This window comes from Chitinophaga sp. 10T418, assembly GCF_056394125.1.
Genome location: NZ_JBFTHG010000017.1, coordinates 105916 through 131557, shown reverse-complemented (window position 1 = coordinate 131557; position 25642 = coordinate 105916). Strand labels below are relative to the sequence as shown.

The window sequence follows — 25642 nt, the reverse complement described above, 5'->3', positions numbered from 1 at the left end:
TGCAAAACCTATTCCTGTTTTGAGGCTTGCCGGCGTAAGTATTGTTTTCACCGGTGAACGCTATAAAAAAAGCGGTAAACGCACGCTTTTCATAACTACACGAAAATATGGAAACTAAGCCACTAAATAGCTATTGGATAAGGAAACGGCATTTTTTTAAAAAAGTTCATTCATCCTTGAAATATTCATCATAAAACAGTATGTTTATATGTACCTTTGCTACGTATAAAACGTTGAACGTTTTACTTAATGATTTAAGGTGAATGGGGCAGAATGGATAACAAAATCGATATCGAAGGTTTCATTGTTTCTAACTCATTTATTATCAATAACTTGGAACTAAGTCTGCTTAAATGAGTGCACAACACATCCATATACTCTATATTGATGATGAAATACACAACCTGAATGCCTTTAAGGCTTCGTTCAGAAGGCTGTACAATGTTGTTACGGCCACCTCTGCAGAAGAAGCGGAAAAGCTCCTGGCGGAACAGGAATTTCATATCATTATCTCGGATCAGCGTATGCCCAAAACAACCGGGATAGAGTTTTTCGAATCAATACTGGAAAGATACCCCGAGCCGATACGCATGCTGTTGACAGGTTATGCCGATATCAACGCTGTAGTAGACGCGATTAACAAAGGACAGGTATACAAGTATTTCTCCAAACCCTGGAACGAGGAAGAGCTGAAGCATAATATTGAAAAAGCTTATGAAGTGTATGCACTTCGCAAGGAAAATAAAGAACTGACCGCCAAACTGTTGGATGTAAACCAGAAGCTGGAATTCCTGGTAAGACAAAAGTTGATTTCCTGATCATTTATGAGTGAACAATGTATTGCGTATGTTCCTTACAGGAATATTCCTTTCCTTATGTGCCTGCCTTTACACGCGGCCGTTCATCAAAATCCCATCGTCTGCAATTTCTGAATGTTGATTTTCCTTTAACTTGCACCACATTGTGAACTTAATTTCCTGAATCATGCAAGTTTGGAAAGATTACCAGGCAGAGAATAAAGATCGTTTCCTGGATGAATTACTGGCGCTGTTACGCATTCCTTCTGTGAGTGCGGATTCCCGTCATAATGGAGATACCCAACAATGTGCAGAAGCTGTAAAGCTGCGCCTGCAGGAAGCCGGCGCCGACAAAGTAGAAGTGTGTCAGACTGCCGGTCACCCGATTGTATACGGAGAAAAGATGATAGACCCTTCCTTACCAACTGTATTGGTATACGGCCACTACGATGTACAACCCGCAGATCCACTGGAACTGTGGCATAGTGGCCCATTCGAACCGGTAATCAAAGACGGTAACATATATGCCCGTGGCAGCGCAGACGACAAAGGCCAGTTTTACATGCACGTAAAGGCTTTTGAAACGATGAACAAAACCAACACCATCCCCTGCAATATCAAGTTCATGATTGAGGGCGAAGAAGAAGTTGGTTCCGCTAACCTGGGCATCTTCCTGAAAGAAAATAAAGAACGCCTGAAAGCAGACGTGGTATTAATTTCAGATACGTCTATGATCAGCCTGGAAAACCCTTCTATAGACACCGGCCTGCGTGGCCTGGCTTATATGGAAGTAGAAGTAACCGGTCCTAACCGCGACCTGCACAGTGGTGTATATGGTGGCGCTGTGGCTAACCCGGCTACCATCCTCGCTAAAATGATTGCTTCCCTGCACGATGAAAACAACCACATCACCATCCCTGGCTTCTACGACAAAGTACAGGAACTGAGTGCAGCAGAAAGAGAAGCGCTGAATGCTGCTCCTTTTGATGAAGAAGAATACAAAGCAGATCTCGGCATAGCAGACGTTTGGGGCGAAAAAGGCTATAGCACCATCGAAAGAACCGGCATACGTCCTACCCTGGAAGTAAACGGTATCTGGGGTGGCTACACCGGCGAAGGCTCTAAAACAGTATTGCCTTCCAAAGCATTTGCCAAGATATCCATGCGCCTCGTTCCTAACCAGGACTGGCACGAAATATCTGACCTGTTCACCAAACACTTTGAAGCCATTGCGCCAAAGAGCGTGAAAGTGAAAGTCACCAAGCATCACGGCGGCAGCCCTTATGTAACACCGATCGACTCTGTTGCATTCAAGGCAGCTCACCAGGCCATCCTTACTACTTTTGGTAAAGATCCTATTCCTGTTCGCGGCGGTGGTAGCATTCCTATCGTAGCCCTGTTTGAAAAGGAACTGGGACTGAAAACAGTACTGATGGGCTTTGGCCTGGATAGCGACAACCTCCACTCTCCCAACGAGAAATATGGTTTAGCTAACTATTACAAAGGCATTGAAACCATTCCTTATTTCCACAAGTTCTTTGCGGAAATGAGCAAATAACAAAGAAGCCTTTAGCTATTAGCTTTTAGCAGTCAGACTAAAAGCTAATAGCTAAAGGCTAAAAGCTTTACTATGAGTAACAACGAAAAAGTACGCGTAGATAAATATCTCTGGTCTATCCGGGTGTTTAAAACCCGCAGCCAGGCTTCAGATGCCTGTGATGGCGGTAAAGTAAAAATGAACGGCAACTCCGTGAAAGCCGCTAAACCAGTATCTATAGGCGATAAATTTGAAATCAGAACAGAAGGCCGCAAATGGGTAATTGAAGTAACCGGCATATTGGCCAACAGGCAAGCCTATAGCGAAGCTATTAAATACTACATAGATAATACCCCGGAAGAAGACAAACTGGCCCCTGCTTTCGTGGCATCTGTATTCCAGACAGGTAAGCGTCAAAGTAAAATTGGCCGCCCTACCAAGAAAGACCGCAGAAATATAGAAGGCTTTATGGAAGGTGATGAAGAAGAATAATTGTTAACATGATATTTTATAAAAAGGTTCCTCTTCGTACTTCAGAGGCACCTTTTGTTTTTTAGAGCCGGTCTTTTAAATCCTGTTGTACCTCCCAGGCCAGGTCTTTTATCTTTTCCATTTCAGCAATGCTGAATGCTCTGTTGTTCCCTGCTTCACGCACTTTTTTGTAAAACGTACTTTCACTCCAGCCGCATTCCTGGCAAACTTTTTCGCGGAATTTAATGGCACTGCCGGCGAAGCCTTCGAAGAGTGAGCGGAGATGGTTCTGTGTGGAGGGTTTGGTTGTTTGCATGGTGTATATGGTTATGGTTAATCATAATTTCAATGTGATTCAAAGATAAGTATATTTCACTAATTAAGGGGGAATACCCCCTCTGTTTTTCTATTCATTTTGTTCATATTCGATTTGAGAATATGGATATCAATAAACAAGAAAAATTGGAAAGCTTTGGTCGGAAAGTCCGCACATTCCGCGAAGCAAAAGGATGGAGTCAGCGAGATATGGCTGCAAACTGTAATATTGATTCCGCAGATATAGGCCGAATTGAAAGAGGCCAGGTAGATATCAGATATACTACCATTCTTCAGTTAGCCGAAGTGCTGGAAGTGTCTCCTTGTAAGCTAATTGATTGTTAGACCTGGTCTAACTTCTCCTTAAAATTCATGGTAACCAATAAAGATTCGCTTTGTCTCAAAGCGTCAGGACATAGTGCGGTGAAAGAGTAGTAAGAGTGCGGTAAGAGTGTAGTAAAAGAGTAATCTAACAGTAGTAAGAGTGCGGTGGAACAGTAATAGAACTATAGTGGGAATGTAATAGATAGACGAGTCCTAAGTACCGGAGAAGTATACGAGAAGTATGCGAGAAGTAATAACAGTACCCTATTGAATGGAAAATCCCAACAAAACCAGCTACTTACCCCTCTATTACCGGGGATTCCCCCTTTTTTCTACAATTTCTCACTTTTGCGTAGTAATTTTGCCAACTCATTCTTAAACTAAGGATTTTCAATGCCTAAACAAAGCGACGTACTTACTGCCGATTTCCTGGTGAAAGTAGCAGAAGAATTTGGTACCCCGGTATATATATACCATGCAGAAAAGATTAAAACTCAGTACGAAAAGCTGCAAAAGGCCTTTCATAAGTCGGACACCCGCTTTTTCTACGCCTGTAAGGCATTGACCAATATCAACATCCTTAAGTATATCAATTCTATTGGCTGCGGACTGGATACGGTATCCATCCAGGAAGTACAACTGGGCCTGAAAGCCGGATTTGATCCTAAGAATATCATTTTTACCCCTAACTGTGTGGACCTGCAGGAAATTATTGCAGCCAAAGACCTGGGGGTAATCATCAATATAGACAACCTCTCCATCCTGGAGCAATTTGGTAACAAGTTCGGTGGCAGCTATCCCATCTGCATCCGTCTGAACCCGCATATCATGGCTGGTGGTAACTTTAAAATCTCCACCGGGCATATCGATAGTAAGTTTGGTATTTCCATCCACCAGATGCGTCATATTGAACGTATTATCAATTCTACCAAATTGAAAGTAACCGGCCTGCACATGCATACCGGCTCTGAAATCAAGGACGTAGATGTGTTTCTGCGTGGTGTAGAGGTGATGTTTGAAATGGTTCAGCATTTCCCTGACCTGGAGTCTATTGACCTGGGAAGTGGCTTTAAGGTAGCTTACCAACAGGGCGACCCGGAAACGGATATCGATCTGCTCGGTAAAAAACTGAGCGAGGCTTTCAACAACTTCGCTAAATCATATGTACGCCCGCTGCAGTTGTGGTTTGAACCAGGAAAGTTCCTGGTAAGCCAGAGTGGCTACTTTGTAGTAAAGGCGAATGTGATCAAACAAACAACTGCCAACGTATTTGTAGGTGTAAACTCAGGATTCAACCACCTGATCAGACCTATGTTTTACGAGGCTTTTCACTTAATACGCAATATTTCCAATCCAAAAGGTACGGAACGCATCTATACCGTAGTAGGTAATATCTGCGAAACAGACACCTTTGGATGGGACAGGAAAATAAATGAGGTACGAGAAGGTGACTACCTGGTGTTTTATAACGCCGGCGCCTATGGCTTTGAAATGTCTTCTAACTTTAACTCCCGCCTGAAACCAGCGGAAGTACTGGTAAAAGATGGTAAGCCACACCTGATCCGTAAACGTGATACGATAGACGATCTGCTTAGAAACCAGATTGAATTGCAATAATTTGCAGCCTGGGGGAATGCAGGTATTTGATTTTCAGGGAGATACTCCTGCTAACAATCACCTGCATTCCCCAATGCTGTCAATCATACAATATTTCCCCTACCTTTACGTCTACATTAGTACCCCCCACTGTAATCCTGCACACTGATTTTACTGTAAATTGTAATAAGATATTTATTACTGGCACACCAAAAACGATGGCCTTTGGTTATAATTATACGTAGATATGAAAGTTTTAACTGCACACCCAGGTATATTTAACGATGATAAAGTAATTGAGTCTAACATATCATTCGTTCCCTTCCTCAATTATTTAAAGGAGAAGGTGAAGAATGCCGAAGAAGTTCGCTCCTCCTTCTATAAACTGATCATTGACAAGTTTGAAAGCAACCCGGAAGTACTGCAACCTATCCCCCCGGATAGTGATCTCAGTAAATATAAAGACTACCTGGATCTGTTGATATCCGCCATTTTCCCGGTTACCACAGATTCCACTAAAGATATTTATGGCATCGGCGTCCCTTTTAAATTCGCCATCTTCTACTATTCCCATCTATTTAAACAACTCTTTACACAAAATGGCCAGGAGCTGAGTACCATCCCCGATGGTGTTTCCCTGACCCAGGTAAAGAAAGATAAGATGACCTGGCTCTATAAACTGATCCTGGAAAAAGTGTATCATTTTCCCATGACCTATAAAAACGAAATAATCCATACCGTGGAAACACCGGATGGAGGCAAGCGTTATGTGAAAGTGAACATAGACCCCCGGTTTGTAGACGTAAAAGTAAATGGAGATCTCCCCCCATTGGATTATGGACAGTTCTGCTCCAAACAGGTAACGGAAGAATCACTCCAGCAACTACTGCCTACCAGCATGTTTTCACTGGAAGGCTTTGTGATATGGACGGTGAAAGATGTGACTCAATCAGAAACCCTCAATAATATCAAAAGCCTGGTGATGAATATGCGCACCAGCAACGAGGTGGAAAGCTACCGCACCCTGGAAAAAATGATTCCTACTATATTAGGTATTCCAGATGTCACAGCCCACCTGGTTCCTTTCCCTAAAGTGAATGGAAAAAATGTACTGGAAGAACAATTTTCCAATACAGACCCCATTCTGGGCATAGGCAACAAAAAACAACAACAGCATTTTTTCTCGGCATTACTGGAGCACCTGGAGCTGCATCCTATTCCATTGATCATTCCGGATGTAAATGAAACAACCATTGCGCCGCATACATTTCTCAAATATTTGCCGATAAAGAATATTAAAAGCTTCCTGGTATTCCCGATCACACATAAAAAGGAGATACTGGGTGTGCTGGAACTGGCTTCCTCCACTCCTAACCGGTTATCTGCAGATCCTTTATGGAAATTTCAAAATACCTATCCCCTGCTCGTGTTGATGCTGAACCGCAGCATGAATATACTGGAGAGCCGACTGAATGAAGTGATCAAAGATCAGTTCACCGCCTTACAACCTTCCGTAGAATGGAAGTTTGTGGACGCTGCCTGGGATTACCTGCTCACACCGGCAGAAGAGAGAAAAGATATTGAAAGCATTAGCTTCGATGAGGTATATCCACTCTACGGCGCAGTGGATATCCGTAACTCCTCCGTACAACAAGGCAATGCCATCCGGGAAGATTTACAGGAACAGCTGGAGCTGATCCGCGATACCCTCGCCACCATCGAACAAACCATACATCTTCCTTTGCTGGAAGAACTTCAGTTCAAAACAAATGACCTGCTCAACAATCTCAGTAATAGCTTGCAGGCAGGTGAAGATCTGAAGGTGAATGAGTTCATGGATAACGAAATACAGCCGGTGCTGGAACATCTGTGTGATGACAACGAGTCGCTGAAACCATTGCTGGCAAGTTATTTCGCCAAAATGGATAAATCAGAAGGACATGTATATCATCACCGGAGAGAGTATGAAGAAAGCTTGTCTAAGATTAACGCAGCGATCAGTCAATACCTGGAGAAAGAGCGTCAATACATACAACACTCTTTCCCTTGTTATTTTGAGAAATATCGTACCGATGGCGTAGAGTATACCATTTACATTGGTCAGTCTATTGCACAGGAAAAGAAATTCGATCAACTGTACCTGCGTAACCTTCGTCTGTGGCAGCTTTCATCTATGGCACACATCGCAAGGCTTACCAATAAACTGGGCCCTAAACTGAAGGTGCCGCTGCAAACCACGCAGATGATCCTGATGCACAGCGCACCTATCACCATCAGCTTCCGTAGCGATGAACGCAGGTTTGATGTGGAAGGCGCTTACAACGTACGTTATGAGATCATCAAAAAACGTATTGATAAAGTACATATAAAAGATACCGGCGAAAGATTAACTCAACCCGGCACCATTGCCATGGTATACTCTTATGTAAGAGAAATGGAAGAACTGAAGAAATATATCACCTTCCTCCAGAGCAAAAAAATATTGCTGCCTGAAATTGAAATGCTTGACCTGGAAGAATTACAGGGTGTAAGCGGATTGAAGGCGCTTCGGGTGAAAGTAAATATGGAAGAAGTGGAAGCTACTCCCAAAAAAGTTGATTAACATTATAAGCTAAAAGTAAAAGCCCCATCTGATCATTTATCAGATGGGGCTTTTACTTTTAGCTTATAATGTTAATGCACATCAGAATTTAAATCCAAATGTTACATAAGGCACGGTTTCTTCTTTAGAATGCCCTACCACAGCAGTAATGATGAGTGCATTGATAGGTGCTATAAAAACGCCACCACCATATCCATCATGCCATACATGTGAGGTCTCATTTTCTCTCCACACACGACCTACATCATTAAAGGCAATCAATCCTACACCTGCAGGCAATATGTATGTTTTCAGGTCAAATAGTTTTACCCGTATTTCTGTATTGTTATATACGCTGGCATCACCTGCAAAACGGAAGTTGCGATATCCGCGCAAATTCTGTACACCACCTACGGTAAGTGCCTGGAAATATTCATAATTGCCCCATAATTTACCACCGCCAAACCTGCTTACAATAACAAAGTTAGCAGGGATGCGGAAGCTCATATACAGGCTCAGGTCAGATTGTAGCTGCGTAGTATTATGACTGTTACCGTTCAAGCCGAAATTGCCCGCATAAGTAGTTGTCCACAAAATACCGCGGGTAGGAATGATTTTATTATTACGGGTATCTATGGTAGCCATTATCTTACCACCGGCGTATGATTTATTGCTGTAGATGCCGGCAGAATCGAGTCCATTGTCTTTAAAGTTGGTGATGAAACGGTTATCATTCTCCTCTTTATTAAAGGCGTAATTATTAAAAGTAGGACCGTATGCCACATACATATGATTGCTGAACGATGTTTTCAGCAAGGCTTCTGCCGTATATAAATTGAATCTGGCCCGGTAGTAGGAAATGGTTTTATTGGTCTTCTCAAATACCGTCTCGTTACCATAGCCAAAAAAGTTGATGGTATTGTTCGGCGCTTTTGCTCTGGCAAAGAGTAACAAATCCGTTTTTCCGATCACGTCCGTTAGTTCTCCTTCATAGCGGAAGTTCCAGGCGCGTGTAGCCAAAGCGTGCGTAGCGGTGAACAGGTGCTTCGCGGAAAAAGGCTCTCTTCTGAAAGCATGGCGGGTAACAGATAAGCCCAAACCTAATAAAAGACCGTCATCCCTGTTATAGCCACCGGCCAGCAATGGCATTGTTTTTTCGTACTGGAATGCACTTCTGTTGTACTTAATATTAGCCGGATCGTCAGACAGGCGGCGTTGTTCATTGCGGGAAAGCGTAAAGGTATCCTTGCCGGTGCGCTGATCGTATATGCGTATCCGTTTGCCTGCTTTCACAGTAGTGCTGTCAATGTAAGTATCCGCCTCTTTACCGCCAATGAGTCGTATACGTATAGGCGTGGCGTGGTCTCCTTTTATTTCAAAACGATCATTGCCGCCCATGCCATATACATTCAATTCTTTGGTGACCGCAGGGTCAAAAGTGCGGGAATAGATGTTCTGCTGTATGACGCCTTTCTTACTGATCTTAAATATATTCAGCGCTACATTACCACCAGATTGCTTTTCAACGGTGATCAGCTCATTTTTTTCTGTAGCCGGTACATCCACTCCTTTGGCGAGGAAACGATAATACTTCATCGTGTTCTTTTCCAGGATATCGCGGCGAACGGCCAGGCGATGGAGCATCATGGGTCCTACCAGCGACCGGATAGTATCCGGGAAAGCATTTACCGCGGCTTGTATCACGCTATCGGTCATTTTCTTCAACAATCTTTCCGTTTGTTTCTTCCAGTCTTTTTCGTCCATTTCATTCAGGAAAGAGCGATCAAAATAACGGGTACTGAAGTTGAAACCGTTGACATCAGGAATATAATCGCGGAAACCCTGTACACCTGGCAGTAACCAAGGACGGGCGGCGGCGCGGGGTATTAATCCCTGGTTGATGAAAAATGCCTGGTCGCGGTCACGAGGTACCGGGTAATAGTAATCTTCTCCTTTATGTGATTCCTTGTACCAGCGCCACTGATCATCATGGCGATCAAAGTCCATGATGTACATATCGAATAAACGGGCACGCAGTACTGATTTCTGGTCTACATGCACATCATTATCACCCCATATTTTTGCCAGCACCTTTTGGGTGTTATAGGTTTTATCATTTTTGCCGGTAACGGGTTCTCTTTCTTCAAAGAGATATACTTCATTTCCAAACACGCTGGTAAAAGGTCCCAGTGCGGTGTCTGCCGGCAGATATACAAAGGTGGGATTGGTATGCGGTATGCCGGCTGCTTCTGCCAGCACACTCACCGCCAGTGGCGCGTAAGGGTTGGCGGCAGATATCTGGTCCTGTACCACATCACGGGCAATGGTTTCCCGCAGCAGTTCAGGAATTGCTGCCAACGGAAATTTCTTCAGGGAACGCATCGCGTATTCCGTGCCGGTGCTGTCTTCCAGACGGAGAGAATGTGTTTGTTTTCCACCACCACGCTGCAGCACTTTCAGGCCTCCTTTAGCTGTTCTCAGATCCAACACCGGGAAGTTCAAAGGCGTGGCCCATACCTTCCGGTAATTTTCTCCCAGCAAAAATTTATGAAAGCTACCGGCCTTATTATACTGTGTATCGGCCGCCATTGTTATAAACGGAGGTAATTGTGCCGGCGTAGTATAGGTCATCGCCTGCTGTTGAATGTCCTGCAGGCGGAAAAGATTATTGCTGTAAACCGGTGTTGCTCCGCTGTCTGCGAAATAATACTGTACCCGCACCGTGCCATCCGACATTAATTCTACGGCGCTGAAACCGTTGGCTGTAGAAGCAAATAAAGACTTCGGTCCTTTCTTAACCCGGTTATGTTTTGCCCCGCTGCCACTCACCACATAGTTGTTTTGTTGATCCTTTATGAGCTGCAGCGTATGATCATGCCCCGATACAAATACTACCGGACCATGCGGTTTGAATGCTTCCTCTACCCCTTTGATCATCTGCTGATATTTGGGATTGGGAATATCTTCCGGGGTACCAAATACGCCACGTGCAATAGGATAGATAGAACCTATTACCGGTAAAGGCACATACAGGGCAGGTTTCAGATCTGTTAAAGGGAAAATATGCTGCTTGATGGTATAATATCCACCGTGAATACCGTAACTGCGGAACGGATGATGCGTAGCAAAAATGATCAGCTTATTACGGTTCAGGGCTACTATTTCAGACAGTTTGGTTAGTACTTCGTCATTGTCTTTACAATCGCAGGAAGACTCTATCCCTGGCTTTTGATAGGGAAACACCCACCATTCACTGTCCATGATGATGAGGGTGATCTTATCTGAGATCTTCACTTCTATCGGACCAGGACAACCTTCTTTGGGTTCAAACTGTACATTATCCAGGTGTTGCGAATCTACATACTGTTGCTGGTTGCGGATAATATCCCAGCCATCGGGCTTGCTTTTATCCCAGTCGTGATTACCCGGAATGATATATCCCTGAGCTTTGGTGCCTCGTACCAGGTTAATCTGGTAGTCGAGAATTTCTTTGGCAATGGGAAACCTGGGGCTACCGGAATCAGGTACCCCTCTCGGATATACGTTGTCGCCCAGGAATAAAATGGTATTTCTATTATCCTGCAGATCGAATGTTTTACGAACGGCATCCACTACGGCATTTTGTCCGTTGCTGTGCAGCTCTCCGGCATCGCCGATGAGAATAATACGTTTTACTACATCGGGTGTTTGGGCATATCCGGTATGGTAACCGAAGATGAATAAGGCAATAAAGATGATGGCTGATCTGATCATTTGGACTTGTAAGTGAATTTAAGAATACTGGCGGTACCGTCATACCCGCCTTCATTAGAAATAAACATATCCCCGTTAGGCGCAAAAGCAATCCCCTCCGGCTGTAGGAATAAACGATGTTTCAGGTTATAGGCTTCCTGTACATGACCCTGCAGGTCACAAATCACCAGCAGGCCGTTAACCGATGCCACGATATACAGTCTTTTTTCAATAGGGTGAATGGCGGCGGCAGAAGGCTTGAAGAAACGCATATCTGATCCCACCAGCTTGGCAATTTCCCGGTTGTCGAAACGATAAATGGCAGTGGTATCAAATGTTTTGGATGCCAGGTCAAAGCTGTAGGCGCTGGTCAATCCCACCTTTTTATCGTCTTCGCAGTTCTTACAGATCATCACGATACTGTTTTTAACGGAGTCGTAATAAGTGGTTTCGAATTCCTTTTTACCCTGCTTGGGCAGTTTGTAATGGTCTGCAGAAATGCTGTCGGTAAACAGGCCATGTACATGGAAGAGGGAACCGCTGCTTTTGAGCACAAACCAGCCGCTGTCGGTATGACAAATATCTTCATAGTCCCCGTCTTTGGCGAATTTATAATATGGGTACGGCTTTGTTGCCGCCACATCTACATCATAAATTCTACCTTCCTCATCGTTGATAGCTATTATCCTATGCTCATCGGGAAACAGCTCTATACCTGAAATTTCCTGCATAGATTCCCGCAGGCGATAGCGCACCGGCTCCTTTAAATCATAGCCAGCCGGAGAAGCATAGACTTTTTGTTCCCTGTCGCTGAAACCATTGCATGACAGTAAGAAAAGGAGAAAGATTAACCCGATCCGGACATCCATAGTGTAACTTTATAGCATAAATTTAACTCAAAAATGCAGTAACTTAGGTTACAATTGCGATTTGTATACGCGAAATAGCGAACATACCGTTATATGCACAATAAAAAGCGAGAAGCATATAACATATTTCGCCGTTCCTTATCTTAATTTTCGTCTTCCTTATGCAAAACAATGTTATTATAGATGCAGCCCGGGATTATGTACTGGCCCAGTATGAACAACACCCGCACCCTAACCTGGTGTATCACAATCTTGTTCACACGCAACAGGTAGTACAGGCTGCCGCACAGATTGCCGCCCACTACCGTTTACAGGATGACGAATTACTGGCAGTATATGTAGCTGCCTGGTTTCATGACGCCGGTTATTTATTGGGAGAAGGAAAGCTGCACGAAGAAAATGGCGCCAAAGAAGCCCTGCAGTTTTTACAACAACAACAGGTTCCTGAAAATGTTCAGGCCATGGTGCAGGGAGCTATCCTGGCTACCAAAATGCCCCAGTCGCCGCATACCCTGGTAGAACAGATTGTTTGTGATGCGGATCTTTCCCACCTGGGATCCAAAGAATTTTCAGACCGCAACAAATTATTGAGGCAGGAATTAGAGCTTACTTATGAGCAGGAAATACCCGCCGTTAAATGGCTCACCAACAATGTCGCTTTTCTGACAGCACATCACTACTGGACAGATTACGCCCAAACGCTGTTCAAGCAACAAAAAGAAGATAACCTGGCTAAACTGCAAAAGAAGCTGGAGAAAAAATCAGCCGAAGCGGCCGAAGATGCCAGCGTTATTCCCGGTAGCCCTGAAGCTCCTAAAACTGCTACCGAAAAAGTGAAGAAAGATAAAGACAAGGATAAGTTGAAGAAGCCGGATCGGGGCGTGGAAACCATGTTCAGAACCACTTCTACCAATCATATCCGGCTTAGCTCCATGGCCGACAGTAAAGCGCATATCATGATTTCGGTGAACTCTATTATCATTTCCGTGATATTAAGTGTGCTGGTAAGAAGGCTGGAGGATTATCCCAATATGGTGATTCCTTCTATCATATTCCTGACCACCGCCGTACTGACCGTTATATTCTCCGTGTTGGCTACCCGACCCAATGTAACCAGTGGTGTATTTACCAAAGTGGATATTGAAAAGAAAGATGCCAACCTACTGTTCTTTGGTAACTTTTATAAGATGCAACTGGAAGAATATCAGTGGGGCATGAAGCAGATGATGAATGATTCTGACTTCCTGTATAGCAGCATGACAAGGGATATCTATTTCCTCGGTGTAGTACTGGGGCATAAATATAAGCTGCTGCGTATTTCTTATAATATTTTCATGTTTGGTCTTATTATTTCTGTGCTCGCATTTTTGATTGCAGCAATTTTCTTCCCGGTAAAAGCATAATGATTCATGGGTGTTCCTTTATATAACCGCGATCTCAGCTGGTTATCGTTTAATTACCGGGTATTACTAATGGCGGCAGACCAACAGGTACCACTATACGAACGAATTAAATTTCTGTCTATTTTCTCCTCCAACCTGGATGAGTTTTTTCGCGTGAGAATGCCGGCGGTATTAGCCATCAACAAAGTACTGGAAAATGATCCGGCAGCAGGCGAAAATGAATCAATCAGCAGCGATACCCTCACCGAAGTGTTGCAGGAAATCAACCGGCAACAACAGGAATACGGACAAATATTTACCGGCAGTGTGCTGCCGGCATTATTATCTCAGGGGATACAACTGTACTATAATCAGCCATTGCTGGAAGCACATCATGCGTTTACCAAAAACTATTTCCTGACTACTATACTGGCTTATTTACAGCCGGTATGGCTCCTGGGTAAACAAAAGAACCTGTTCCTCGAAAACAATGCGCTTTACCTGGCAGTTACCCTGGTCCCTAAAAACAATGACACCATACAGGAATATGTCATTGTGAATATACCGGCATCCCTGCCCCGTTTTCTGCAGTTACCTTCACTGGAAGGCATTCACTATATCGCTTTCCTGGATGATATTATCCGTACACATCTGGGCTATCTCTTCCCTGACTATGTTATTGCCGGTTGCCATAGCGTGAAACTCACGCGCAACGCGGACATGGATATGGATGAGATAAAAGGGGATATACTGGAAGAAGTAGAAACGTTGATCCGTAAACGTGAGTTAGGCGTACCTACCCGTTTTTTATATGATGCCTCTATTCCGCTGCCCCTGCTGCATTTCCTGGCGCAACAGTTTGATGTACGGGAAGATGAAATGGTGATGGGCGGACGTTATCATAACCTGAAAGACCTGGCCAATCTGCCGGAACCTCCGGGTTTGGTACATGCAGATTATCCCAAAGTAATTCCTGCGGAAAATAAAACGATAGCTGCTACTGATCGTTTGCTGGACCTGGTATTACAACAGGACCTCCTGATTCACCTTCCTTATCAGCGCTATGATTATATATTGCGCTTTTTCAGCGAAGCCGCCACTGATCCGGATGTAGCAGAAATTTACGTCACACTTTACCGCATCGCTTCCGGCTCTCAGATAGCGCAGGCGTTGATCAGCGCCGCTAAAAACGGTAAAAAAGTCACCGTGTTCGTGGAGCTGAAAGCCCGTTTCGATGAAGCCAATAATATACGCTGGGCAAAGAAAATGAAAGATGCCGGCGTAAAACTGATCTATAGCATTCCGGGCATGAAAGTACATGCCAAAACCGCGCTGGTAAAACGCAATCGTGGCTACCAGTGGGATTATTGCGGTCTAATTGCTACCGGTAACTTTAACGAAAGCACCGCCCGTTTCTATACTGATCATGTGTTGTTTACTGCCCACACAGGTATTACCAGGGAGATGGAATTGCTGTTCCTCTACCTGCAAAGCAGAGAACAACCGGTGGCCTATAATTTTTTGCAGTTCGAACATTTGCTGGTAGCCCAGTTCAATATGACAACACGATTTGCCGGCCTGATAGACCGGGAAATCAAACATGCAAAAGAAGGCAAGCCTGCCCGCATCATCATCAAAATAAATAACCTGCAGGAAAGAGGCATGATAGGCAAACTGTACGAAGCCAGCGAAGCAGGTGTACAGGTAGACCTGATTGTGCGCAGCATCAACTGCCTGGTACCGGACATTCCGGAAAGTCAGCATATCCGCATCATCAGGATTGTAGACCGCTACCTCGAACATGCCCGCGTATTCATCTTCCATAATAATAACCAGGAAGAAGTATATATGGGCTCAGCAGACTGGATGAACCGAAACCTCCACCGCCGCATAGAAGTATGTGTGCCGGTATATGTTCCGGCCCTGCAGCAACAGCTGAAAGACATTGTAAACCTGCAATTGCAGGACCCAAACAGTGCCCAGCAGGCCATTCAGTCGTATGTGCAAAATATAGTGTAAATTAGATATCCTGATTTAATTGATTTTTATGAAGAAGTATGTTTGGACATTGTTACTAAGTATTGCCTTTGCGATTCCTGCCACTCAGGCGCAAACCCATGACCTGGAACACATTTATAATCCTACCGCCGATGCAAAAGCTGACATCGCCGCCGCCGAAAAACAAGCCGCTAAAGAAAACAAGCATGTGCTGCTGCAAATTGGTGGTAACTGGTGCATCTGGTGTAAAAGATTCTATAAATTTATTGAGGATGATGCCGAGCTGAAGGCGGATTTGAACAACAACTATGTAGTATATCATCTTAACTACAGTAAAGAAAATAAGAATCTGCCTATGCTGAAAGAGCTGGGATATCCGCAGCGCTTCGGTTTTCCGGTACTGGTAATACTGGATGCAAAAGGCAACCGCTTACATACACAGAATTCCGGGTTACTGGAATCTGCAGATTCCTATGATAAGAAAAAAGTGCAGGAGTTCCTGAAACAATGGTCACCAGCAGCATTGCTGCCTTCCCATTACATCAACGAATAACATCGTCATGGATAACGGCATTACCACTTTTAATACGGATGCTGTGCAATCTTTTCAAAAGTTTGCGCAGCATCCGTTTAAATTTTCGGCCTACTTGTTCTGGAAACTTCCGGCAGCATGGCTTTCCGGCGTTCGGCTACAATCACTCGAAGCAGATACCTGTGTTACCTCCGTACCTTTTCGCTGGTTATCACAGAACCCTTTCAAATCTACTTACTTTGCCTGCCTGGCCATGGCCGCAGAGCTCAGCACCGGGCTACCGGCAATGATGTATGTGCGCAGCACCTCACGGCGTGTATCCATGCTCGTTACCGGCATGGAATCTACTTTTGTCAAAAAGGCCACCGGCCTCACATTCTTTACCTGTTCAGAATTGCCCCTGCTAAGAGCTGCCATTGAAAAAGCACTGAACACTGGCGCAGCGGAAACCATTATCCTCCATAGTGAAGGCAGAGATAAAGACGGCATATTAATTGCCTCTTTCGCGATCACCTGGTCGTTTAAAAGTAAATCGTAAAATGGTGAACCCGGTTCACCCTAAAACACAGATATGAAGATTGCATTTCATGGCGCCGCGCGCACCGTTACCGGATCAAAACACCTGATCACACTCAAGAATGGTAAAAAGGTTTTATTGGATTGCGGCATGTTCCAGGGTATGGGACAAGAAACTGATTCCCTGAACAGGGACTTCGGATTTGATCCGCACGAAGTGACTTACATGGTGTTGTCGCATGCACATATCGATCACTCCGGGCTGATTCCCCGCTTAGTGAAAATGGGCTATGGTGGCCATATTTTCTGTACGCCTGCTACCCGCGATATGACAGAAATCCTGTTAATGGATTCTGCCGAAATACAACAATCAGACGCAAAATTCACTAATAAAAAAATGGCCCAGGAAGGTCTCCCCTACATACAACCACTGTATAGCGTGGAGGATGCCAAAATTGCCATCGGCTCCTTAAAGCCCATGGGCTATAACACCTGGACCCATATAGATCCGGATATTCAACTTATGTTTACCGATGCCGGCCACATTGTAGGCGCCGCATCTGTGCATCTGCGGATTACGGAAAACGGTAAAACAGAACAGATCTCTTTCAGCGGCGATATAGGCCGTTATAACGATGCTATCCTGAAATCACCGGCTATCTTCCCGCAGGCAGATTATATCCTGATAGAATCTACCTACGGCAGCACCCTGCACGCCGATGCCGCACCTGCTGATGATGAACTGCTCCGCTACATCCGCGAAACCTGCGTAGAAAAAAGAGGTAAGCTCATTATCCCTGCATTCAGCGTGGGCCGCACACAGGAATTGCTGTATGCCCTCAACAATGCACAGTTAAAAGGTATCTTGCCTAAGGTGGATATTTTTGTAGATAGCCCGCTCTCTACGGAAGCCACCGCCGTCACCAAAGCACACCCGGAAGTATTCAACAAAGAAGTATCCGATCTCCTGAAAAGAGATGATGACCCATTCGACTTCCCGGGCCTGCGTTATATCAAGTCAGTAGATGAATCCAAAGCACTGAACTTCCGCAAGGAACCCTGCGTGATCATCTCTGCATCAGGCATGGCCGAAGCCGGACGCGTAAAACATCACATCGCCAATAACATCGATAATCCACAGAATACCATTCTCATTGTTGGTTACTGTGAACCACAATCGCTGGGTGGTCGCCTGATGCGCGGCGCCAAAGAAGTATCTATTTATGGTACCCGTTTCCAGGTAAATGCAGAAGTAGGCGTTATTCGCTCTATGAGTGCACATGGCGACTATGAAGACTTAAGTCAGTGGCTCGCCTGTCAGGATCCGAAAGCAGTGAAGAAATTATTCCTGGTACATGGAGAATACGAAGTACAACAGATTTTCAGAAACTGGTTGCTGAAAAAAGGCTTCCAGGATATTGAAATTCCTGAGCGGCATTTTGAGCTGGGACTCAGTTAAATAACAGGGCACTGTGATGAGCAACTCATCACAGTGCTTACTCTTCTACAAATGGAAACCACAAATTAACCCTGGTCCCTGTTGCCTTTCCTTCTTCATCAATAAGATCTTCAATATCAAAGCTGGCATCTACATTGAAACGGCTGTTATACAGCGATAACCGGTCCCTGGTAATTTGTAGTCCACGGGACTGATGCCGGGGTTTATTTAATCGTTTCATGGCGGCAGACCTTTCTCTGCCAATACCGTTATCTTCTATTGTACAACGTATGCGGTCATCTACTTTTTTGAAGATGATGGTCAGTTTACCCTTGTTTTTTTCATGCAGTAATCCGTGCCAGATAGCATTTTCCACAAAAGGCTGGATGATCATGGTAGGTACTTCTACCATATGGGCATCCAGTGACGGGTCTACAATAATTTCGTATTCAAATTCATCTGTAAAGCGCAGCTTTTCCAGTTCCATATAGTTTTCCAATACGCTTACTTCCTGCGCAACTGTGATGTTATTGAGTTGTGAGTTGTCCAGTACATTACGGATTAATTTCGCAAAGCGGCTCAGGTAGGACAATGCCTGTTCTGTTTCGCTCTTCATCATAAATGTCTGGATGGAATTCAGTGCATTAAAAATAAAGTGTGGATTCATTTGTGCCCGCAGGGCTTTCATTTCCAGTTGCGCTATTTGTTGTTGTATGGCCTCCCGTTGTTTTGCTTCTTTTTTGATACCGTGAATACGCAATTTGAAATAAAGATATACCAGCGATACCGCCAGCAGAAAGCATAACAGTTTAAACCAACCGGTTTGCCAGAAAGCAGGTTTAATAAATAACAGCAGTGTAGTGATATGATCAGAAAACGTTCCGGCTGTATTCACCGCACGCACTTTGAAAACATAATTGCCTGGGGGCAGGTTGGTGTATTTAGCAACCAGGATGTTATCTGTCAGCACCCAGTTTTCGTCTACTCCTTCCAGTTGATAGTAGTAACGGATCCTTTCCTGGTGATATTGCAGGCTTTTAAATTCGATGCCAATAAAGTTTTGCTTATGGGTCAGGTTCACCGGTACGCTATCCCGAAGGGCCGCCTGGATAAGCACCACGCTATCCGGTACCCGGAGGTTTACGATGGTTACATCCGGTGGTGGGGGAGCCACGCGCAGACTTTGCGGATCGAAAGAAACAAAGTGATCGGATGCACCTACCAGCAGACTGCCGTTTTTTAGTTTAACAATTCGCCGGCGCACTTTGCGCGCGTTGTCAATAATATCATCTCCCTGGATAAATGTTTCCAGCCTGTTGTCCAACGGAAAATACCGGAAGAAGCCATATTGCGTAGTAAACCAGATTTCACCGGCCCCTCCTTCTTCCATGCTCAGCACCCACTGATCAAACAGTTTGTTGTTCGTTAGCAATGGTTTATAAGTATGTTTCAGGGGATTATAGATCCACAGGCCGTGGTCTGTTCCGGCCAACAGCGTGCTGTCGTTATAAGGCAGCAAACACGTTATATTGTTGTACACACGCGCATTCCAGGCAAACGATTCCCTGATGGCGATCTTACGTGTGCGGGTATTGAAGAGCATAAGCCCTGCGCTGCTGGTCCCCAGCCATAGGGAGGTATCGCCTTGTGGCACAATATCCATTACAGATACTGGTCGTTTCAGTGAGTCGGTTATTTGATTGAAAGCCTGGAAAGTGTTTCGCACCGGGTTCCAGCTGGCCAGCCCTCTTTTATATAAGCCAATCCAAACGGTGGTATCGTTTTGCACCTGTAGGTGCAGCAGCGTTTGTTCATAGAAGGTGGGCGATGACAGGTGTTTGATGAATTTACCGGTAGTGGGATTGAAAAGGGAAAGGTTCCCGTTTTCCTGTCCCACGAGGATGGTGCCATCTTTTAATTCGGCGAAACTCCATACCAGTCCGCGTTCCTCCGGGATTGTTATGCCTGGATCGCCATCATTGTGTACATAATTCTGGATCAGATTCAGGTCTGCTGTTAAGCGGCTGAACCCTTGCCCCCAGTAGCCTACGTATACATTGCCATTGGTGGCCTGGTAAATGCCGGTGACTTCTGTTGCCGGGAGATGTTCTTTGGTATTGGGAAATCTCGTGCGGTCATCCAGCAAGCGGAATGTTTTATTATGCAGACTGAGAATATTTATCCCGCGATCTGTACCAATCCAGAGGTGGCCTTCCCGGTCAGTTAAAAAGCAGTTGGCTTCATAGGTATAATGAAAGCCTTTTTCATCTGCATTGTTGGCTATGATTTTCAGGTCAAAAGTCTTCAGGGCCCCATTATAGCGGAAAACGCCCCCCTTTTCCGTAGCCATCCAGGTATTTTTTTCCTTGTCGGAGATAATATCGAAGATGGCATCGCCATAAACGGGCTTTTGCCAGTTTGGTTTACCGGTTGGCTTGTCGAAAATATAGTTGTTTACTTTATGAGTAACAGGGTCATAATAGTACAGTTGTGCACTTCTGCCAGCCAGCCATATCTGGTGGTAGGCATCCGTATATATTTTCTTAAAGGTATTGTCGATATCCAATACAGACAGATGTTCGGGGTTGTTGGCCCTGCTGTACAAATGTTTACGCTGGCGATCCAGTATATAAACCCCTTTTTTTCCGCTGATCCAGAGATTACCTGATTCATCTTCCATGATAGCATCCATCATCTGGATCCTGTCGGCTTCGGGGATAATGGCGGCTTTTTGGAAATTAAATGCTTTTTCGTTGAAGCGTAGCAGCCCATCATGGGTGGTAGCCCATATGATACCGTCATGATCCTGCACAATCTGGCTGCATTGCAGCCCTTCCGGCCGGATATCCCTGTCGGATATCTTCAATGCCCTTACCTGGTCTGTAACAGGGTCGTATACACGAATATTATCGGGGGTACCCATCCAGATACGACCTTTCTTGTCTTCACACAGGCAGATGTCATCATAATAGATGGAGCCGGGCACACGGTCAAAGCTGGCGATGGTCACCAGGTTGGTACCGTCATATCGCTGCAGGGCGGTGCTGGCAATCCATATAAACCCTTTCCGGTCTTGCATAATGGCAGAAACGTGGTTGCTGGCCAGTCCGTTGCCGATATCCAGGTGGGAAAAGTTATAGGATACATTCCCAGGTTGCTGGGCAAAGGAGGCAGGAAGGTATGCAAGTATCCACAGCAGGTAAATGATATACCTGACTGCATTTTGCCATCGTTGGGCTTTAGCCTTGATATGCCTTAGAATCATTGCAATTTCCGGGAAAGAAGCAGTGTAGGAATAAAAGTACTAAATGTTGTTGTGAATATGCAGCATACCAGACGATTGCTGGCAAACTAAAATTCAGGTGCGGGAATAAATCGGCGAAATAAAAAAAGGACTTCTTTGCAGAAGTCCTTTTTCTTGTACCACGTACGGGAATCGAACCCGTGACTCCTCCGTGAAAGGGAGGCGTCTTAACCCCTTGACCAACGCGGCATTTTTCGTTTGGGATTGCAAAGATAGGAAAATGTTTTACAATCCAAAATTTTTTTTCGATTCTTTTATAAAGGTAAGAATTTCCGTGATTTTCAGCGGCATTTTTTTCGGTTTTACACTGCAGGCCGCCCCATCCCTTCCCGCTACCAACGGGCATTTAGGCACTAATTTTGCACTTCATTTCCACCATCCATCCTCTTCCATTATTTTTTTGGGGGAGATAGGTACCTGGGCCTAACCCTCAAGGCTATACGACCTATTGTTTTAGTCCGGCAATCAGGTTAATGGTTAATGCCACTACGAATGTATTCAATGCAAAAGAAAGTAATCCATGGGCCAGTGCCGTACGCCGTATCACCCGCGCACTGATTTCCACATCCGATACCTGGAACGTCATCCCTATCACAAAGGAGAAATAAGCAAAATCTATATAATCCGGACATTTTTCCTTCGGAAACTCCAGCCCCCCGGCATGTTTGGTAACATCATTCTCATCGTCGTCATAATACAGGTTGGCATAGTGAAACGTTAAGGTAGTATGCACCATGGTCCAGGAAGCCAGCATGCCGGTAATCGCCACCGGCAGATAGATCAGTTTTGATCCGCCGGAAATCTCCTTCGATAACATCAGCAATAAAACAATCACCAGACTCGCAACAGATGCTACCAACACGATGAAAGAAACAAAGAGCCGGCTGCCATCATCCACTCTGGCCCACTTTCGTATTTCGTCTATCGTACGGTTATAAAAAACAACCCAGCCAGTGGTAATGTAGGAAAGCGCAAATACATCCCATAATATCCCATATATAATCAATGGGTGCAGGGCTACCCTGGTAAAAAATAAAATTACAAAAACCAACACAGCTAAGCCCAGGCTCACCAGAATTCGTTGCATGGGATGCATAGCTACCAACAACTTAACGGCTTTCTTATGTTTCATAACAGATTGCTTATTGTTTAAAGATAACCCTGTTTTTCAAAGCATACGTATCATGCTCCTAAATTATTATCCTATAAATTTAGTAGACTATTGTTTGGGTCATTCAATTTAGCTACTTTAGCATAACATTAATCAAAGTCTATGACTGCAGACAAACAACCAGTCGCCCGCAAACAAACAGGATGCTGTCCGCCACCACCACCCTGCCTTCGGGCCATCCATAAATAATAATCCTTGTTCCCTATTTCCTAAAGAGAGCAAACTCCTTTAGCGATCATCTCAGTAATAAAAAAAATTGTATGAAACCAAAATTGTACGCCCTTGTATGGCTTTTCCTATTGTCTTATACTGCTTATGGACAAACAATTGAAGGAATTGTTGCGGATAAAAAGCAACCATTGGTAGGCGCTTCTGTAAAAATAGTGGGGCGCAATACCGGCGCCGCTACCGACCTTGGCGGACACTATAAAATAACGATTCAACCCGGCACCTATAAAGTGAGTGTCAGCTACATAGGCTACCAAACGGCAACAAAAGATGTTACGGTCGCCGCCGGTCAAAACGCATCGCTGGACTTTATCCTTAACTCCACCGATGACCTGAATGAAGTAGTGGTACTGGGTTCCAGGAGTGCTCCCCGAAGTCAGCTCACCACCGTTGTACCCGTAGATGTAGTGGATGTAAAACAAATAGCACAATACTCCCCACAGGTAAGTATTAACCAGATACTCAATTATGTGGCACCTTCCTTCTCCTCCAATACCCAGGCCCTGTCTGATGGAACGGATCATATAGATCCCGCTTCCCTGCGCGGTCTTGGCCCCGACCAGGTATTAGTACTGATCAATGGCAAAAGAAGACATACTACTTCCCTGGTTAATATAAACGGCAGCTTTGGTAAAGGATCTGTAGGTACAGACCTCAACGCCATTCCCACTGCCGCCATCAAAAGAATTGAAATACTGCGTGATGGCGCGGCTGCACAATACGGTTCAGATGCCATTGCAGGCGTGATCAATATCATTCTGAATGATGAAGTAAATAAGGTAAATGTGAATGTATCTACCGGCGGATACGTGTCAAAGCATTCAGAAAACAACCTGGACGGACAGAATGTACAAGCCAATATCAACTATGGTCTCCCACTGGGTGACAAAGGCGGTTTCATTAACCTGGCCGGTTCTTACGACTACCGCAATTATACCAATCGCACGGGCACCTTCACCGGCACCATCTTCAATGATTATAATGATCCGTTACTGGCCACCGTTCCCGGTACACCTACGGGAAAAGATATCACCGATGCCGAACTTGCTAAAAGAGGATTGACCCGCAATGACTTTAATTCAAGAATCGGGCAGTCGGCCAACCGCGGTGGCAGCCTGTTTTTCAATGCTTCGCTCCCTGTTAGCGATAAAGCAGAAGTGTATGCATTTGGTGGTTTAAATTATCGTCACGCCGAAGCCGCTGCTTTTTTCAGAACACCTTCGCAGCTTACACAAAACAACGATACGATCTATCCCAATGGCTTTCTGCCGCTGATTGTTACCGACAACCGCGACAAGTCACTGGCAGCAGGTATCAGGGGCGCTCTGCATGAATGGAAAGTAGACTTCAGTAATACTTTCGGCGAAAACGGTGTTGACTTCACCGTAGATAATACCCTCAACGCATCTATGCTGAAAGCCTCCCCTACTTCGTTTGAAGCAGGTGGCTACCGCTTTCAGCAAAACACCACCAACCTCGATTTCAGCCGTTTTTTCAGTGATCCGTTAAGTGGCATCAACGTTGCCTTTGGTGCAGAACATCGCTATGAAAATTATCGCATACTGCCTGGTGAAACATCTTCCTATACCAACTACGGCAATGCGCTCAAAATTGGTACGGATGCTACCGGAAAACCTATATTAATTCCGGATCCTAAAGGAAATATCTCCACCCGTTTTGCAGCCAATGGTAACGCCTTTGCCGGCGGTTCACAAAGCTTTCCGGGTTTCAGTCCGGATAATGCCACCAACGCCTCCCGTACAGCTATTGCCGGTTATGGAGATGTGGAAGTAAACTTTACAGAAAAGCTACTGGTAGATGGTGCGCTCCGCTTTGAAAACTACTCCGATTTTGGCTCTACGCTTAACTGGAAACTGGCAGGCCGTTACCTGTTCAGTCCTAAACTCCTGATAAGAGCTGCTGCCAGCACGGGCTTCAGAGCACCATCCCTGCATCAGCGATACTTCAATGCTACCTCCAGTATATTCACAGATGGTACATTTGTGGAATCAGGTACTTTCACCAACGATAGCCGTGTAGCTGCTTTGCTGGGAATACCTAAATTAAAACAGGAAACTTCCAGGAGCTACAGCGCCGGCCTCACCAGCAATCTCGGACCGCTGAAGCTAACAGTAGATGGTTATTATATCCGGATAGATGACCGGATTGTGTATACCGGTCAATTCTCCGGTAAACAAAACGGTACACCGAAAGAACAGGAAATTTATAATATTCTCCGCTCTGCCAACGCGCAAACAGCGCGGTTCTTCGCCAATGCTATCAACACAGAAACAAAAGGCGTGGATGTAGTGATCACTTACACGGCACATCCGGGCAAAGGCAATTTTAAGGCAGACCTCTCCGGTACATTTACGAAAACATCCCTGGCAGGTCCTATCCATTCTTCCTCGCAGTTAGCTGGTCTGGAAAGTACTTACTTTGATGAGGCCAGCCGCATCTACCTGGAGGCTGCCGTACCGCAAACAAAAGCGAATCTGTCACTGAATTATTCTATTCAGAAATGGGGTTTCTTCCTGCGTAATGTATACTTCGGAAAAGTAACGGAAGCCACTAATATTGTAGCTAACCAGGATGTATACAGTGGTAAAGTAGTCACCGATCTGAGTGCGAGCTATCGTTTCATTCCCGGTTTACAACTTACCATTGGCGCCAATAACCTGTTGGATGTATACCCTGACGAGTTATCTCTGGCTAACCAGAGTTCCGGCCGGTTCCTTTACTCCCGCGCATCACAGCAATTTGGCTTTAATGGCCGGTTCCTGTTTGCAAGATTGAGTCTGAGCTTTTAAAGGTTAACTTTTAGCATAGAAAAAGGGGCTGTCTCTATGAG

At 44.9% G+C, this 25642-nt stretch carries 17 protein-coding genes and 1 tRNA gene; 12 read left to right on the top strand and 6 right to left on the bottom strand.

Going from position 1 to position 25642, the window contains the following annotated elements:
* Positions 1-353 precede the first annotated feature (353 nt).
* The 3 genes from AC1DCV_RS32825 (at position 354) to AC1DCV_RS32815 (ending at position 2826) form a co-directional block, all read left to right on the top strand.
* The gene (locus AC1DCV_RS32825) at positions 354-818 is read left to right on the top strand and encodes a response regulator (protein ID WP_441576578.1); all 465 of its coding nucleotides are present in this window, start codon (positions 354-356) and stop codon (positions 816-818) included.
* Positions 819-984: 166 nt separating this feature from the next.
* Entirely contained in the window at positions 985-2355 is a 1371-nt protein-coding gene (locus AC1DCV_RS32820) for a dipeptidase (RefSeq protein WP_477027128.1), read from the top strand.
* Positions 2356-2427: 72 nt separating this feature from the next.
* Positions 2428-2826, top strand: a complete 399-nt coding sequence (locus AC1DCV_RS32815) for an RNA-binding S4 domain-containing protein (protein WP_477027127.1) — start codon at positions 2428-2430, stop codon at positions 2824-2826.
* Positions 2827-2887: 61 nt separating this feature from the next.
* Here AC1DCV_RS32815 and AC1DCV_RS32810 read toward each other — a convergent pair whose 3' ends face one another.
* On the bottom strand, positions 2888-3121 hold the full coding sequence (locus AC1DCV_RS32810; RefSeq protein WP_477027126.1) for a hypothetical protein: 234 nt from the start codon (positions 3119-3121) through the stop codon (positions 2888-2890).
* 122 nt (positions 3122-3243) lie between these two features.
* Between AC1DCV_RS32810 and AC1DCV_RS32805 the strand changes: the two genes are divergently transcribed.
* The 3 genes from AC1DCV_RS32805 to AC1DCV_RS32795 all read left to right on the top strand — a co-directional run bounded on the left by AC1DCV_RS32805 (position 3244) and on the right by AC1DCV_RS32795 (position 7642).
* Complete coding sequence (locus AC1DCV_RS32805; protein ID WP_441576574.1) at positions 3244-3465, top strand: helix-turn-helix domain-containing protein; 222 nt, start codon at positions 3244-3246, stop codon at positions 3463-3465.
* A 372-nt stretch (positions 3466-3837) separates the two neighbouring features.
* Positions 3838-5061, top strand: a complete 1224-nt coding sequence (gene lysA / locus AC1DCV_RS32800) for a diaminopimelate decarboxylase (protein ID WP_441576573.1) — start codon at positions 3838-3840, stop codon at positions 5059-5061.
* Between the two features lie 226 nt (positions 5062-5287).
* Positions 5288-7642 (top strand): GAF domain-containing protein, encoded by a 2355-nt coding sequence (locus AC1DCV_RS32795; protein ID WP_477027125.1) that lies wholly within the window; start codon positions 5288-5290, stop codon positions 7640-7642.
* Between the two features lie 81 nt (positions 7643-7723).
* On the opposite strand, the gene AC1DCV_RS32790 is transcribed toward AC1DCV_RS32795, so the two are convergent.
* Both AC1DCV_RS32790 and AC1DCV_RS32785 read right to left on the bottom strand, forming a co-directional pair.
* Positions 7724-11374, bottom strand: a complete 3651-nt coding sequence (locus AC1DCV_RS32790) for a BamA/TamA family outer membrane protein (RefSeq protein WP_477027124.1) — start codon at positions 11372-11374, stop codon at positions 7724-7726.
* Positions 11371-12222, bottom strand: a complete 852-nt coding sequence (locus AC1DCV_RS32785; RefSeq protein ID WP_477027123.1) for a hypothetical protein — start codon at positions 12220-12222, stop codon at positions 11371-11373. The genes AC1DCV_RS32790 and AC1DCV_RS32785 overlap by 4 nt, the downstream gene beginning before the upstream one ends.
* 161 nt (positions 12223-12383) lie before the next feature.
* On the opposite strand from AC1DCV_RS32785, the gene AC1DCV_RS32780 reads away from it, so the two are divergent.
* From AC1DCV_RS32780 to AC1DCV_RS32760, 5 genes are read left to right on the top strand one after another with little or no spacing between them, the layout of a single operon-like run.
* Complete coding sequence (locus AC1DCV_RS32780; protein ID WP_477027122.1) at positions 12384-13625, top strand: Pycsar system effector family protein; 1242 nt, start codon at positions 12384-12386, stop codon at positions 13623-13625.
* 6 nt (positions 13626-13631) lie between these two features.
* On the top strand, positions 13632-15623 hold the full coding sequence (gene ppk1, locus AC1DCV_RS32775) for a polyphosphate kinase 1 (RefSeq protein WP_477027121.1): 1992 nt from the start codon (positions 13632-13634) through the stop codon (positions 15621-15623).
* Between the two features lie 28 nt (positions 15624-15651).
* The gene (locus tag AC1DCV_RS32770; RefSeq protein ID WP_477027120.1) at positions 15652-16155 is read left to right on the top strand and encodes a thioredoxin family protein; all 504 of its coding nucleotides are present in this window, start codon (positions 15652-15654) and stop codon (positions 16153-16155) included.
* 7 nt (positions 16156-16162) lie between these two features.
* Positions 16163-16672 carry a DUF4442 domain-containing protein gene (locus AC1DCV_RS32765; protein ID WP_477027119.1) on the top strand — a complete coding sequence of 170 codons (510 nt, stop codon included), beginning with the start codon at positions 16163-16165 and terminating at the stop codon, positions 16670-16672.
* Between the two features lie 33 nt (positions 16673-16705).
* Entirely contained in the window at positions 16706-18109 is a 1404-nt protein-coding gene (locus tag AC1DCV_RS32760; protein ID WP_477027118.1) for an MBL fold metallo-hydrolase RNA specificity domain-containing protein, read from the top strand.
* A gap of 37 nt (positions 18110-18146) precedes the next feature.
* Here the strand turns inward: AC1DCV_RS32760 and AC1DCV_RS32755 are convergent, their stop codons facing one another.
* The 3 genes from AC1DCV_RS32755 to AC1DCV_RS32745 form a co-directional block, all read right to left on the bottom strand.
* Entirely contained in the window at positions 18147-21353 is a 3207-nt protein-coding gene (locus tag AC1DCV_RS32755; protein ID WP_477027117.1) for a ligand-binding sensor domain-containing protein, read from the bottom strand.
* Positions 21354-21509: 156 nt separating this feature from the next.
* Positions 21510-21581: transfer RNA gene (locus AC1DCV_RS32750), tRNA-Glu, on the bottom strand.
* Positions 21582-21837: 256 nt separating this feature from the next.
* Positions 21838-22524 carry a DUF1345 domain-containing protein gene (locus tag AC1DCV_RS32745; protein WP_477027116.1) on the bottom strand — a complete coding sequence of 229 codons (687 nt, stop codon included), beginning with the start codon at positions 22522-22524 and terminating at the stop codon, positions 21838-21840.
* A 299-nt stretch (positions 22525-22823) separates the two neighbouring features.
* On the opposite strand from AC1DCV_RS32745, the gene AC1DCV_RS32740 reads away from it, so the two are divergent.
* The gene (locus tag AC1DCV_RS32740) at positions 22824-25601 is read left to right on the top strand and encodes a TonB-dependent receptor (protein ID WP_477027115.1); all 2778 of its coding nucleotides are present in this window, start codon (positions 22824-22826) and stop codon (positions 25599-25601) included.
* Positions 25602-25642 lie beyond the last annotated feature (41 nt).